This window comes from Alteromonas sp. ABV2_168 (assembly GCF_056161165.1).
Genome location: NZ_JBSWYQ010000002.1, coordinates 439,711 through 451,795, shown reverse-complemented (window position 1 = coordinate 451,795; position 12,085 = coordinate 439,711). Strand labels below are relative to the sequence as shown.

The window sequence follows — 12,085 nt, the reverse complement described above, 5'->3', positions numbered from 1 at the left end:
GCTGTACAGTTAATTAATGACGACTTCCTGTTTCAATAATCTTTCTATTTCCTCTTTACTGAATCCGGCTTCACTTAACACTTCTACCGTGTCTTTGCCCTCAGCAGGCAAATCGTGGTGCAGTGCTGTGCGTTCGCCGTCGAATTCAACAGGCAATGCAGGGAGTTTGGCCTTACCTTGTGTGGTCGTTACTTCAAGTAAACCGCCACAGTTCAGATGAGGATCTTCAAACAGATCTGATGGCTTATTAATGGGTGAGAAGGGAATGCCAGCCCGCTCCAGTCTTGCCATCAAAGTGGTTTTATCCAGTTCAGCGAACATGGCACTGATCACAGGCAAAATCTCATCGCGGTATTTAACCCGGTCGTTGTTCTTGCTCAGCCTTTCATCGGCAGCAAAATCATGCAGTTCGAATTCTTCGCAGAACTTTTGCCATAAGGTGTCGCTGACGACGCCTATGAATATCCGTTCATTATTTTTGCAATGGAAAATGTCGTATACCGACCAGGCACTGCGTCGCACTGACATAGGAGGCGGCTCTTCTCCCAGCACGGTTTGTTGCGCCATGTGCTGGCCTACCATGAAGGCAGTGGTTTCAAACAATGAGCTGGTGATGTGCCGGCCTTTGCCAGTTTTTTCCCGTTCATGCAAAGCCGAAAGTACACCAATGACGCCGAACATGCCGCCGGTTATATCAATAACTGATGAACCGGCCCGCATTGGCCGGTCAGGCAGACCTGTCATGTAAGCCAGTCCGCCCATCATCTGGGTCACTTCGTCCAGCGCGGTGCGGTTTTCGTAAGGGCCTTTCAGAAAGCCTTTCAAAGAGCAGTAGATCAGTCCCGGATTAAGCACTTTCATGGCTTCGTAACCAAAGCCCAGCTTGTCCATTGCGCCGGGTCTGAAATTCTCAATGAGAATATCGGCCTTGCTGATCAGTGTTTGCGCTACGGCTTTGCCTTCATCAGATTTAAGGTCAATACACAGACTGCGCTTGTTTCTGTTGTACATCGGAAAATAGCCGGCGCCGGAGCCTTTCAGGCGACGGGTTTTATCTCCGCCGGGAGGCTCAATCTTAGTCACTTTTGCGCCTAGATCTGCTAATACAAGGCCCGTTGTCGGCCCCATTACCATGTGCGTAAATTCAACGACGACTAAGTCTTTTAAAGGCATCGTTGTTCCGGCAGTTTCACTCACAGTCTTTTCCGTTTTCTGATAATAATTGTAAATGCTATAACAATATATCTTAATCAACAAGTAAAATTATTAATGTGTTATCAATATAACTTTTGATTTGGCGCAAATCAGCCTGTTAATGACCGTGGCACAGTACTGATGAAGTATAAAAATAAGGTTATTAAGTGATGGCAAGAGACTACGTGGAATTTATACAGACTCAGGAATTAGCCTGGGAATACGATGAATGCTTTGAAGGTACCGAGCGCAAGTTGCTGAGTATCGACACAGACAGCGGTGGCAGAACACAACTGCAAAAGTATCCTGCCGGCTATCAGAATCCGGCTCCGCATGCGCTGGCCTGTAACGAAGAGTTTTATGTATTACATGGTTGCTTTTACCTTAATCACTTTGTTTATTCTCCGGGGTGTTATGGCTTCTTTCCTGCCGGATTCGAACGCAATAAGCTATACGTACCTGAAGATGCAGTGATTTTGCGTTTCTTCGATCACGCTCCGGTACCCCTGGCAGAGGATGCCGGCGGGGCAAAAGAACGGGCAGAGGGACGTGAAGCGATACCTTGTCTCGACACTTACCGGATGTCCTGGGACAGCAGCGTGCACGACATCAAACTGACCCACCTCGGGTTTGCCCGTAAGAATTTGCGTATTGACCCGGTCACAGGTCAGCGTACTTTTTTATTTATGACGTCTCCCCAGTCGCACCCGGTTAATTTTCACGGTGCGCAGGAGTCGCATCCCACGCCGGAAGAAGCTTATCAATTACATGGTGACCTTACCGGCCATGTGGGGACCATGTATCCGGGCGCTTACTTCTGGCGGCCGCCACATATCCCTCACGGTCCGTTTGGTACACGGGGCGGTAGTTTGTCTCTTATCCGGTTTGTAGGCGGTGAGCACGTGAATCAGTGGTCTGAAGTCCAGCACGGATTTAATTACAATCAGGCCTACCAGCCGGTCTTGCCTGACTGGATGACGCGGCAGTCGCGTTTTACTCCTCCGCCTAACTATTGAAGGAGGGGTTGCCGGGAGAACTGACAATTATCAAAGCGCTGAAGGACGCGCAGCAATAGCATGATGGGGAAGCCTCGCTTTCTTCCTTTTTCCTTGTGCACATCAGGGAGTGAACATCATGAGCACAACTATCCTTATCACTTTAATTGTTTACAAGTGCGTCCTGCTTGCTGTGGGTCTGTGGGCACAGCACCTGAATCAGGACCAGGAAGACTACTTTCTGGGTGGCCGTCAACTCGGCCCTGTTGTTGCGGCAATCAGCTACGGTTCCAGTTCTGCTTCTGCGTGGACGTTACTTGGCATGAGCGGTCTGGCTTATGCAATAGGACTGACCGCTGTATGGGTTGCTGCAGGTGCCGTCGCCGGTGCAGCCATTGCCTGGTTCTGGATTGCTCCGCGTCTGATGGAGGTCACCGCCAGAAAAGGTCATCTCACGGTCGTTGACTTTATGGCTGACGGTGCCTCAAAAAGCGATGCCAGCCGCATAAAGGCTATTGCCACCCTGATCATCCTCTTCTGCTTTATCATTTATATGTCATCGCAATTTCAGGGGGCGGGTAATGTGTTTGAAAGTACGTTTGCCATGTCCTCTTCAGGCAGTATCTTACTGGGCGGCACAATCATACTGATTTACACCCTGCTAGGTGGCTTCTGGGCGGTAAGTCTGACAGATACTATTCAGGGAATTCTCATGTTGTTTGCTGCCATTCTGCTTCCGGTGATGTCGTGGATTGCCATAGGCGGCGCAGAGGGTTTTCAGGCAATCCTTGCTTCCCCGCCTTCTGAAGACTGGCTTTCATTTACAGGAGCCAACGCGGGATGGATGGCACTGGGTACGATTGCAGGTAGCATTGCAGTGGGACTTGGTACGTTTGGTCAACCTCATTTACTCAACCGTTTTATGGCATTAAAAAGTAAAAAGGCTCTTCGTCAGGCTAGCGTATTGAGTGTGTTCTGGTTTGCGCTGGTATTTGGCGGTATGTGTATGCTGGGACTGGCAGGGCGAACACTTCTGCCAGAGCTGGATAACCCTGAAACCCTTTTCTTTGCGCTTACCTCTGATCTTCTGCCAGGTGTCACAGGTGCCATTGTGGTGGCAGCCGTGCTGTCAGCCATTATGTCGACGGTAGACAGCATGTTGTTGGTTGCGGCCGCTTGCGTTGTACATGATCTCGGTGCCGGAAGGTTTATTAAAAACAAACCGCTTCTTATGTCCAGAATTACCATGACTGTGCTGGCAACGGCCGCAGTTATGCTGGCCATCTCGCTGCCAAGCAGCATTTTTGACCGGGTTATTTTTGCGTGGAATATGATTGGTGCTGCCTTTGGTCCGGTTATTATTATCTCTCTCATGGGCAGACAAATTGCGAAAAACGGTGTAGTGGGCGCAATGCTGGCAGGCTGCCTTTCTACTTTTGTGTTCAGCATGATGCCGCATACGCCCGGGGATCTATTACAACGTGCGGGCCCGTTTCTGTTAGCTACGGTTATATTGCTGATAATGAGCGGAAAATCGCGGATCGCGTTGGTGAAATAGAAAAAATAAGTGCTTATAAATATGCCGGGTCTGTTGCTGACCCGGCAGTGTACAGTGTTATTTCATAGCCGCGAAGTAGGCAGAAATATTGGCGATGTCTTCATCTGACAATGGCTTCGCCATGGGGCCCATCATGGGATCTTTACGTGTTCCGTCACGAAAGGCTTTCAGTTGCTTCTCCAGATACGGGGCCTTTTGACCCGCCAGGTTCGGCCATAAAGGGCTCGGGCTGATCCCTTGAGCACCATGACAGCTGGCGCAAATGGTGGCTTTGGCTTTTCCTTTTTCAGCATCCGCAGCAATAGCAGATACACTCATCGTGCAAGACAGAACGGCTGCAAGCAGGGCATGCTTAGCTTGTTTCATAGGTTACTCCAGTCTTCGGGGTCATTCATTGTCAGTCTTTTATTTTTAACCACAGGTCAGGAAAACCTGAACGACAATAATTGAAAAATCAGTGGTGTCTTCTGTATTAGATAGTATGAAGACCGTCCGTCAGACTCTATGACTATTATCAAAAAAGAGGCGGGCAGCAGAGCGGTGCTTTTACACTGCATCTGCTTAAAGGGAATGAAATATCAGGTTGAGGCCATTTCGCTCACCGCTTCCATATCCAGGATCTGCAAGTGGTTTAACGAAGGTACTGCAATCAGCTTATCCTGCTTCAGCTTTGCCAGTGAGCGGCTCACTGTTTCTGTTGTCAGGCCAAGGAAGTCAGCAATATCCTGACGGGTCATATACAATTCGATGCGGTCAGGTCTTGCGCCCGGCAGCCTTTCGAGCAGATGCATAAACAGAAAACACAGTCTTTCATGGGCTTTCTTCTGCCCCAGGATATATAACTGATCAATAGTACGGTTCAGAATTCGGGAGTTAATCTCGGTCAGATTCGTTTTCAGGTGCGGCATTTCTTCTGCCAGATCGTACAGCTTCTTGCGGTTAAAGCGATAGAATTCAGCTTTGGTCAGACTGCGGACTGCGTAGTCGTAGCACGGTGAGCTGGTTACACCAACAAAGTCGCCGGGGAAGAGAAATCCCAGAATTTGTCTGCGGCCATTATTGGAAACCCGTTCTATGGAAACTGTGCCGCTGATAACGTTGAATACATTAACCGAACGATCATGTTGCCTGAACAGGTACTCACCTGAACCACATTTTGTTTGTTCTGCACACATGTCTAGTTGTTCAAGTTCGTTTGGTGTCATATCATTGAACAACACGCTGCCACTGTATGCTGGCTGCGAGTGAACCGGCCGGATGTGTTTGGGAATAAATATCGTCGACATCTTGTAAACCTCATTCAGGTTGAGCTCGAAATTGTCAAACTCACCAACTTTACATAGACCGGTTACAGCATAATTTACGCCAGTCTGAATAACCGCACAAAAATCGCGTAATAATCGCGCCTGCACACCATGTTTGTTATTAATATGTTAAAACATAATGATATGTCAATGTTTTTAATTGGGGCGTTGTGCACTATTTTGGAGCAGGATAAATCCCCGGGTTCTGACATTGCCAAAACCTGAGATGATCTTTATGCTATAAAAATATAGCAATAGATCAAGAGGTAGTAATGAGATTTCTTTCCCGCAGACTGGTCATGCCCAATGACCTTAACTATGCCAACGCGTTATTTGGCGGTCGTATTCTTGAATGGATTGACGAAGAAGCCGCTATTTACGCGGCTTGTCAGCTAGAGACAAACAGCTTGGTGACCAAGCATATTGGCGCAATCAGCTTTGACAGTCCGGCATTACAAGGTGATGTTGTTGAGTTTGGCCTTAAAACAACTGCCGTAGGCCGCAGTTCAATTACCGTGAGCTGCCTTGTCAGGAACAAAGCGACCAAAACGTCAATTTGCCAGGCTGACGATATCGTTTTCGTACGAATAGACAAAGAAACCCGTCGTCCGGCTCCCCATGGTAAAACGCTGGAAATCCTCGAAGAGCAGACCCGCAGAGAACTTTCTACGTTAAATCCTGACTGGAAATAATTCTGTACCTTTAAATACAAAGGGTTAGTGATTGCGCGTAATTTTTTTGTTTCAGCATTGATAAATGTCAAGGACAGGAAGTTATTTAGCTTCTTAGTATGAAAAAGCGACAATTTGTTCGCGCTTATTCATTCTCACCTGACAAATGCGGAGGCAAATGATGCTCGTGGCTATAAAAAAATCCAGATATTCAGGTTTGCATCAGTGGTTTCGCAATGTTGTTCGCGACCCGAATGTATATTGCTTTTTGATAGCACTCAGTATTTTACTGGCGATAGAACTGATGCTTTTCAGAGTATAATCGGTAGCAACTGCAGAAATTAAAAGTAACTAAAATCCGGAACCCCGGACAATCAGGCAATAAAACCGGACAATTACGTTATCCGTTTCTGGCTGCGTTGTGCTAAAAATAACGTTATAAACAGCGTTTTTTTATCACCCGGGATCAGGAATATGCTTCACTCTGCAGCCATCGATATTATCAGCGATAAACTTGCTGACCGGATTGGCCGGCACACCGCCGGTCAGTCAAATGTGATCACGGACATTGCCGGACTCAGTTTTTATCGCAAAGATGCGCCGACGGAGTGTACAACCTGCTTTGTTGAACCAAGTATCGCGCTGGTGGTGCAGGGTGAAAAACGGATGGCGCTGGGTAATGATATCTTTCATTATAACCGCTACCGCTTTTTAATTACCTCACTGGACTTACCGGCGCAGGCGCAAATTTTAAAAGCAGAGCGTGCTGAACCGTATCTCGGTCTGGCGCTGCGGCTGGATTTCACCACAATGAGCGAACTGCTCATGCAAGCGTCTGCAGATACCAAAACCCTGGCCTCTTCTAACAGTGGTATGTCCGTTGGTAATACTACGCCGGAGTTGCTGGATGCATGCGACCGTCTGGTTAGTCTGCTGGACGATAAGGCATCGCTTTCAGTGCTGGCTCCGCTGATTAAAAAAGAGATTTACTGGCGGGTTCTGAATTCGGAGCAGGGGGACAGGCTCCGTCATATTATTTCAGCAGGAAGCCAGGGCTTAAGGATAGCGAAAGCCATCGACTGGTTGAAAACTCATTTTACGCAATCTTACACCGTGGAAGAGCTGGCGGAACGTGCGCAAATGAGTAAATCCACCTTCCATCATCATTTCAGACTGCTCACCTCTATGAGCCCGCTGCAATATCAGAAAAGCCTTAAACTGATGGAAGCCAGACGCCTTATGATAGGCGAACAAATTGACGCTTCGGACGCTGCATACCGTGTGGGCTATGAAAGTCCTTCCCAGTTTTCCCGAGAATATTCGCGGTATTTTGGTAACTCTCCGAAGCGGGATGTGGAAGCGCAATGGCGAATGATCGAAGGTGAAAAAGACGCTCTGCAGGCGGGGTGACAGTGAATATCACCGCGCCTTTATTCCTGATATTTCAACCGGTCGATAACCAGTCGCATGGCGGAACTAATCTGCCGGTTGCTGGAAATACACAAATGGTAGCCGTCGAAAGGCGGGCACCAGTCCGCAAGTACACGGCGTAATGCACCGCTTTCTATTTCATTTTCTACTTCCTGTTCAGTAACAAAGGCAATGCCGTGGCCCTCACGTGCCGCATCAATACACATATCGCTTTCACTGAAAATGAACGGGCCAGATACTTTTTTCACGATCTCAATACCGTCCTTTTCAAACTCCCAGTCATAGGCCGGTGCCAGCGCATTAAACCGCAAAGACAGGCAGGCGTGATGATCCAGTTCGTCGGGATGTTCGGGGACACCATGTTTTCGGAAGTAGTCCGGCGTAGCGACTGCTGCCAGTGATACAGCGGGGCCAATTTTTATTGCAATCATGTCCGGGCTGACAAATTCACGCAGCCTGACTCCGGCATCAAACCGTTCTTCAGCAAGGTCATTCAGGCGGCTGTCGAGGTTCAGTTCAATATTTACTTCGGGGTAATCCCGGACAATACCCGATATCTTCGGCCACAAGAGAAAACGGGCGGCAGGTTTACTGGCTGAAATCCGCACTGTTCCTTTGGGCGCATCGCCAAGCATCCGCAGTTCTTCTATTCTGGCAGTTATCTGGCTGATACCGGGTTTCAGTGCAGCCAGTAACTTCTCACCGGCATCGGTTACCGACACTTTTCGAGAGGTTCTGTGTAACAGGCGGATCCCCACCGAAGCCTCCAGTCTTCTCACCGCGTGGCTTACTGCCGACTGTGATACGCCCAGTGTTACAGCAGCACGGGTAAAACTCTTTTCTTCTGCGACCACCATAAAAAGTGACAAATCGCCCAGCTCGTCTCTGATCATCACATTATCTCTTTCGCTAATCTGCCATCCAGTGTACGCAGTGCCAACATAAAAAACATCTTCTTTGATGAAATTAATTCATGGTTTAGATGACGGTGAGCCAATTGTTCCCTCTAAATAACACAAATATAATTAACATGTATTTTATCGAGCAGGTTGTAATGAATAGAAATCATCAAAGCGATAACAGTAACAAAGCCGGTTACTGGAGTGCAGTGTTCTCAATGACACTGTGTGTTGCCATGCTGATTGCCTCTGAGTTTATGCCGGTCAGCTTGTTGACCCCTATCGCGGACGGATTACATGCAACCAAAGGGCAAGCCGGTCAGGCAATTTCAGTCAGCGGTTTTTTTGCCGTTGTCGCCAGTCTGTTAACCAGTACTGTAGCAGGAACACTGAACCGGAAATGGGTATTGCTGGCGATGACAGGGTGTATGCTGCTTTCACTGATGTTAATTGCTCTGGCGCCTGACTTTCTTACTCTGATGGTGGCCAGAGCGTTACTGGGAATCTGTGTCGGCGGGTTCTGGTCGCTGGCGACCGCAGTCATTATGCGACTTGTTCCGGCAGACAGCGTATCTGAGGCTTTGGCAATCATGTACACCGGACAGGCCGTTGCCGCTGCTTTTGCTGCACCGTTAGGCAGTTTTCTTGGTGATATCATTGGCTGGCGAGGCGTATTTTGGGCAATGGTGCCACTAGTTGCTGTAAATCTTTTATGGCAGATGATTTCATTACCCTCAATGCCTGCCGGTCAGAAGCAACGCCTTTCGGAGCTGTTCGCTCTGTTCAGACGCCGATATTTTTTGTGGGCAACCGGCGCAATAGTTTGCGCATGGTGTGGTGCATTTTCAATGTTTACCTATCTGCGCCCTTACGTAGAGACTGTCATCAAAGCTGATGTAATGTTGCTCACTGAACTGTTGCTGGTTCTTGGAATAGCGGGTTTTGCAGGTACGTGGCTCGGGGGCCGGTATGCTCAAACAAGCACTGTCCGTTTTCTGCAGGGCGTGCCAATGGTTATGGCTCTGGTTACAACCGGGTTGCTTCTGCCTGAAGCACCGGTACTTTTCGTGGGGCTTTTGCTTGCACTATGGGGCGCTGCCAATACGGCCCTTTCGATAGGATGGATGACCTGGCTGACTCATAATGTGGATGATGCGCCAGAGGCAGCGGGTAGTATTATTGTTGCTGCTATTCAGGCCGCTATATTGTTGGGTGCTGCAGCGGGAGGGGTGTTGCTCGACAATTTTGGTATCAGGGTGACATTTGCAGGTAGTGTTCTTTTCTCTGTATTGTCATTAATTCTGGTCGGCAGCGGGAAAAGAATTAAAAAGCCTCAGGCGGAGTGATTACTCCGCCATCAGGTTATGCAGTTTGAACGACACAACAAAACCGCCTTCCGGTTTGCTTTCATTATAAATGTCGCTGGCCAGAGTTACTTTTACCAGGTTGTACACCACACTTAGTCCCAAGCCCGCGTTTCCGGCACCCCGTTTGGTGGTGTAGAAAGGCTCAAACACTTTTTTGAGCTCTTCTTCGGTGATCCCCACACCGTCATCGGCAAAAGTAAACTGATACCCGTCGCCGGCGGGGGCAATGGTGATGGTAATTTTGCAATGCTCATGACACGGGCCTGAGGCGTGGATCATCACATTGGATGTGAGTGCCGTCAGGATCTGAATAAGCACGGCCGGGTAGGTGGTAACGATGATTTTCGGTGGAAATCTTGGAATAAAAGTAATGGTTTTATTCTGAGAATGATGCTCATAGGAGGCGATAAATTCTGTGACCAGTTCTGATACGTTTACTTGCTCCAGCTGACTGGCTTCTTCAGACTTTTTAACCGCAACTTTCTTAAAGCTGGTCAGCAGCTTCGATGCGCGCTGCATGTTCTTCAGCATACTGGAAGTGATGTCCTGAGAAGTCTCCAGGAACTCTGCGAATTTATCGGTATCAAGCTCGCCGTTGTCAAAGTCCTTTTTGAGTTCGTCAAGCAGTTCCATCAACAGCGTGCAGTTTGCAATATTAACACCCAGGGGCGTGTTGATTTCGTGGGAAACACCGGCGACCAGTCCGCCCACTGCATCCATTTTTTCAGATTCAAACTGCTTTTCCTGATCTGTTTGAGAGGATGAATTTTCAAATGCTTTGTTCATGTACGTCAAATCAGTTTCAGTGCTCAGAACCAAAAAGCAGGGGAGCATAGGTCGCCTGCTGTACCTGATAAAAGCGTAGTGGCTAAAAAGCAGAACTGCAAAAAAAGTGACGGGTCAGTTGTGGAAGAAAGTGGTACATATTTGCACCACTCAGAGGGTAAACGGGTGGCGGATTTACAGGTAGTCTTCACCGGCTGCAGCCGTAAACGCCATTTCTACCAGCCAGTCCGGATCAGCCAGTTCCACTTTCACACAGGCGCGGCTGGGGGCTGTCCCTTCGTCAAACCATTCGTCCCATACGGCATTGAGGCGGTCAACATTGGCAAAGTCGGTAATGTAAATAGTGACAGTAAGAATACGGGACTTGTCGCTGCCCACCAGTGCCAGCATGGCTTCAGCCTGGGAAAACACGGCTTTTACCTGTGCTTCGATAGTGGTGGCGCTTTCGTCTTCCGGTACTTCAACGAAGTTCGCAATACCGTTAAAAACAGTGACTTCAGACCAGCGTCGGGTGGGATTAATTCGATGTATTTTCATGGCTGTGAGGCTTTCATTGCAAAACGTCTAGTGTGACATTTTTGCTCTGGTAAATCGACCCGAAGGATTACTGTGCATTAATGAGTTTTACTAATAACGCTGTGTGAGACTTAGTGATTATCGTTTGTGGTGGTCATTGAAGCTGGTAGTACCGGCATATGAAAAGAGAATACTGTGTGAGAAGATTCAGAGCTCACGAATAGTTTTGCATCATGCGCTTTACTAATTTCTGAGGCTATAAACAAACCTAACCCCAGACCTTCACTTTCCCGTCCGGCTTCTTGCCGCCAAAAAGGTTGAAACAATCTGTCAATGGCTTCCACCGGGATTGTAGGGCCATAATTTGCCACCTCAATACAAAGCATTGATTTTTCAGCTTGAGCGCTAACAGTTACGGGGCGGCCATCTTCACCATGAATCAATGCATTAATCAGAAGGTTGGATAAGAGTTGCGAAAGTCGATCCGGATCGCAGTAGATCACATCATTAATGACAATGTCGCCGGTAATTTTCGCGGCGGGATAATTATTCGATAATTCGGCCACTACATGAGAAAGCTTGTCTCCCAATTCATCCGTCTTTCTTCGTTGCACGATAACGCCCTGGCTAGCCCGGGTATGAGCGAAATCCATTACATCGCTAATTAATCTTTCTATGCGAAATGTACTCGCTCTCATCATTTTAACTACTTTCGCAGTCTGTGGTTCGTTCGTAATATTTTCTATTACATCTAATCCAACGGAAATAGTAGAGAGCGGTGTTCGTAGATCATGACCAAGTATCGCTATGTTTTGTTCGCGCAATTGAACAGCTTCTTTTTGGTGCTGCCACTGGTATTTTGCTTCAGAAAATGCTGCAGCATACTCGATTTGTCTGGTGATTAGGGCTGAAAATGAACTTAGCAGGCTTAAAACTTTGTCATTGTTTAAAGCAAGAGCTTTTTTATCTAATCCACAAAGAGTGCCAAAAAATCTTCCCTGTTCATCATGAAGTGGAAAGGAAAAATAGCTTTGAAAGTTAAACATCTTTGGAACAGGATGATCTGCATATAACGGATCCTCGTCCGCATGCTCAATAACAATTTCTTTTTCCATTGCTCTTACACTGTTGCAAAGTGTATAGGTCACATCCAGTTTGCCGCCTACTGTAAGGCCAAAGTCCACTTCATCATGTATGGCGCAAACGGTCCAGCTATCTGGCGTTACGTGCGCGATACAGACAAAGCCAACCCCGGTACTTTCAGCCACAAGTTTTAAAATATGGGGTACGGAATCAATTGATTTAATAATGGAAACTGAAACATCCGGGGAGTGTGGCATTATTTTGTCTCGGGTACAGGTGCA

Annotated in this window: 12 protein-coding genes; 5 read left to right on the top strand and 7 right to left on the bottom strand. The window is 47.8% G+C overall.

Features of this window, described 5'->3' with window-relative positions; genetic code table 11:
* Positions 1-9 precede the first annotated feature (9 nt).
* Positions 10-1,197 (bottom strand): CaiB/BaiF CoA transferase family protein, encoded by a 1,188-nt coding sequence (locus tag ACXAH4_RS04880; protein ID WP_474880994.1) that lies wholly within the window; start codon positions 1,195-1,197, stop codon positions 10-12.
* Positions 1,198-1,364: 167 nt separating this feature from the next.
* On the opposite strand from ACXAH4_RS04880, the gene ACXAH4_RS04875 reads away from it, so the two are divergent.
* Together ACXAH4_RS04875 and ACXAH4_RS04870 are read left to right on the top strand one after the other, a co-directional pair.
* Positions 1,365-2,210: a cupin domain-containing protein gene (locus tag ACXAH4_RS04875; protein ID WP_474849325.1), complete on the top strand. Its 846-nt coding sequence runs from the start codon at positions 1,365-1,367 to the stop codon at positions 2,208-2,210.
* A gap of 118 nt (positions 2,211-2,328) precedes the next feature.
* Complete coding sequence (locus ACXAH4_RS04870) at positions 2,329-3,747, top strand: sodium/proline symporter (protein ID WP_474844027.1); 1,419 nt, start codon at positions 2,329-2,331, stop codon at positions 3,745-3,747.
* 57 nt (positions 3,748-3,804) lie between these two features.
* On the opposite strand, the gene ACXAH4_RS04865 is transcribed toward ACXAH4_RS04870, so the two are convergent.
* Together ACXAH4_RS04865 and ACXAH4_RS04860 are read right to left on the bottom strand one after the other, a co-directional pair.
* Complete coding sequence (locus ACXAH4_RS04865) at positions 3,805-4,113, bottom strand: c-type cytochrome (RefSeq protein ID WP_474844026.1); 309 nt, start codon at positions 4,111-4,113, stop codon at positions 3,805-3,807.
* Between the two features lie 212 nt (positions 4,114-4,325).
* On the bottom strand, positions 4,326-5,033 hold the full coding sequence (locus tag ACXAH4_RS04860) for a Crp/Fnr family transcriptional regulator (protein WP_303573276.1): 708 nt from the start codon (positions 5,031-5,033) through the stop codon (positions 4,326-4,328).
* A 290-nt stretch (positions 5,034-5,323) separates the two neighbouring features.
* Here ACXAH4_RS04860 and ACXAH4_RS04855 point away from each other — a divergent pair, with 290 nt between their 5' ends.
* The gene (locus ACXAH4_RS04855) at positions 5,324-5,743 is read left to right on the top strand and encodes an acyl-CoA thioesterase (RefSeq protein ID WP_474844025.1); all 420 of its coding nucleotides are present in this window, start codon (positions 5,324-5,326) and stop codon (positions 5,741-5,743) included.
* Positions 5,744-6,196: 453 nt separating this feature from the next.
* The gene (locus tag ACXAH4_RS04850; protein WP_474849319.1) at positions 6,197-7,132 is read left to right on the top strand and encodes an AraC family transcriptional regulator; all 936 of its coding nucleotides are present in this window, start codon (positions 6,197-6,199) and stop codon (positions 7,130-7,132) included.
* 20 nt (positions 7,133-7,152) lie between these two features.
* Here ACXAH4_RS04850 and ACXAH4_RS04845 read toward each other — a convergent pair whose 3' ends face one another.
* Positions 7,153-8,046 carry a LysR family transcriptional regulator gene (locus tag ACXAH4_RS04845; protein ID WP_474881091.1) on the bottom strand — a complete coding sequence of 298 codons (894 nt, stop codon included), beginning with the start codon at positions 8,044-8,046 and terminating at the stop codon, positions 7,153-7,155.
* A gap of 161 nt (positions 8,047-8,207) precedes the next feature.
* Here ACXAH4_RS04845 and ACXAH4_RS04840 point away from each other — a divergent pair, with 161 nt between their 5' ends.
* A complete protein-coding gene (locus tag ACXAH4_RS04840) occupies positions 8,208-9,398 on the top strand; it encodes an MFS transporter (RefSeq protein WP_474849317.1) in 1,191 nt (396 codons plus the stop codon).
* Here the strand turns inward: ACXAH4_RS04840 and ACXAH4_RS04835 are convergent, their stop codons facing one another.
* The 3 genes from ACXAH4_RS04835 to ACXAH4_RS04825 form a co-directional block, all read right to left on the bottom strand.
* Positions 9,399-10,205: a sensor histidine kinase gene (locus tag ACXAH4_RS04835; RefSeq protein ID WP_474880993.1), complete on the bottom strand. Its 807-nt coding sequence runs from the start codon at positions 10,203-10,205 to the stop codon at positions 9,399-9,401.
* A 174-nt stretch (positions 10,206-10,379) separates the two neighbouring features.
* Positions 10,380-10,742, bottom strand: a complete 363-nt coding sequence (locus ACXAH4_RS04830) for a RidA family protein (RefSeq protein ID WP_303573281.1) — start codon at positions 10,740-10,742, stop codon at positions 10,380-10,382.
* 110 nt (positions 10,743-10,852) lie between these two features.
* Entirely contained in the window at positions 10,853-12,061 is a 1,209-nt protein-coding gene (locus ACXAH4_RS04825; RefSeq protein WP_474844020.1) for a sensor histidine kinase, read from the bottom strand.
* Between the last annotated feature and the right edge of the window lie 24 nt (positions 12,062-12,085).

Excerpts from the sequence above, each read along its gene's own strand:
- ACXAH4_RS04875 (WP_474849325.1), top strand. The coding sequence starts at position 1,365 with ATGGCAAGAGACTACGTGGAATTTATACAGACTCAGGAATTAGCCTGG.
- ACXAH4_RS04870 (WP_474844027.1), top strand. The coding sequence starts at position 2,329 with ATGAGCACAACTATCCTTATCACTTTAATTGTTTACAAGTGCGTCCTG.
- ACXAH4_RS04865 (WP_474844026.1), bottom strand. The coding sequence starts at position 4,113 with ATGAAACAAGCTAAGCATGCCCTGCTTGCAGCCGTTCTGTCTTGCACG.
- ACXAH4_RS04860 (WP_303573276.1), bottom strand. The coding sequence starts at position 5,033 with ATGTCGACGATATTTATTCCCAAACACATCCGGCCGGTTCACTCGCAG.
- ACXAH4_RS04855 (WP_474844025.1), top strand. The coding sequence starts at position 5,324 with ATGAGATTTCTTTCCCGCAGACTGGTCATGCCCAATGACCTTAACTAT.
- ACXAH4_RS04850 (WP_474849319.1), top strand. The coding sequence starts at position 6,197 with ATGCTTCACTCTGCAGCCATCGATATTATCAGCGATAAACTTGCTGAC.
- ACXAH4_RS04845 (WP_474881091.1), bottom strand. The coding sequence starts at position 8,046 with ATGATCAGAGACGAGCTGGGCGATTTGTCACTTTTTATGGTGGTCGCA.
- ACXAH4_RS04840 (WP_474849317.1), top strand. The coding sequence starts at position 8,208 with ATGAATAGAAATCATCAAAGCGATAACAGTAACAAAGCCGGTTACTGG.
- ACXAH4_RS04835 (WP_474880993.1), bottom strand. The coding sequence starts at position 10,205 with ATGAACAAAGCATTTGAAAATTCATCCTCTCAAACAGATCAGGAAAAG.
- ACXAH4_RS04830 (WP_303573281.1), bottom strand. The coding sequence starts at position 10,742 with ATGAAAATACATCGAATTAATCCCACCCGACGCTGGTCTGAAGTCACT.
- ACXAH4_RS04825 (WP_474844020.1), bottom strand. The coding sequence starts at position 12,061 with ATGCCACACTCCCCGGATGTTTCAGTTTCCATTATTAAATCAATTGAT.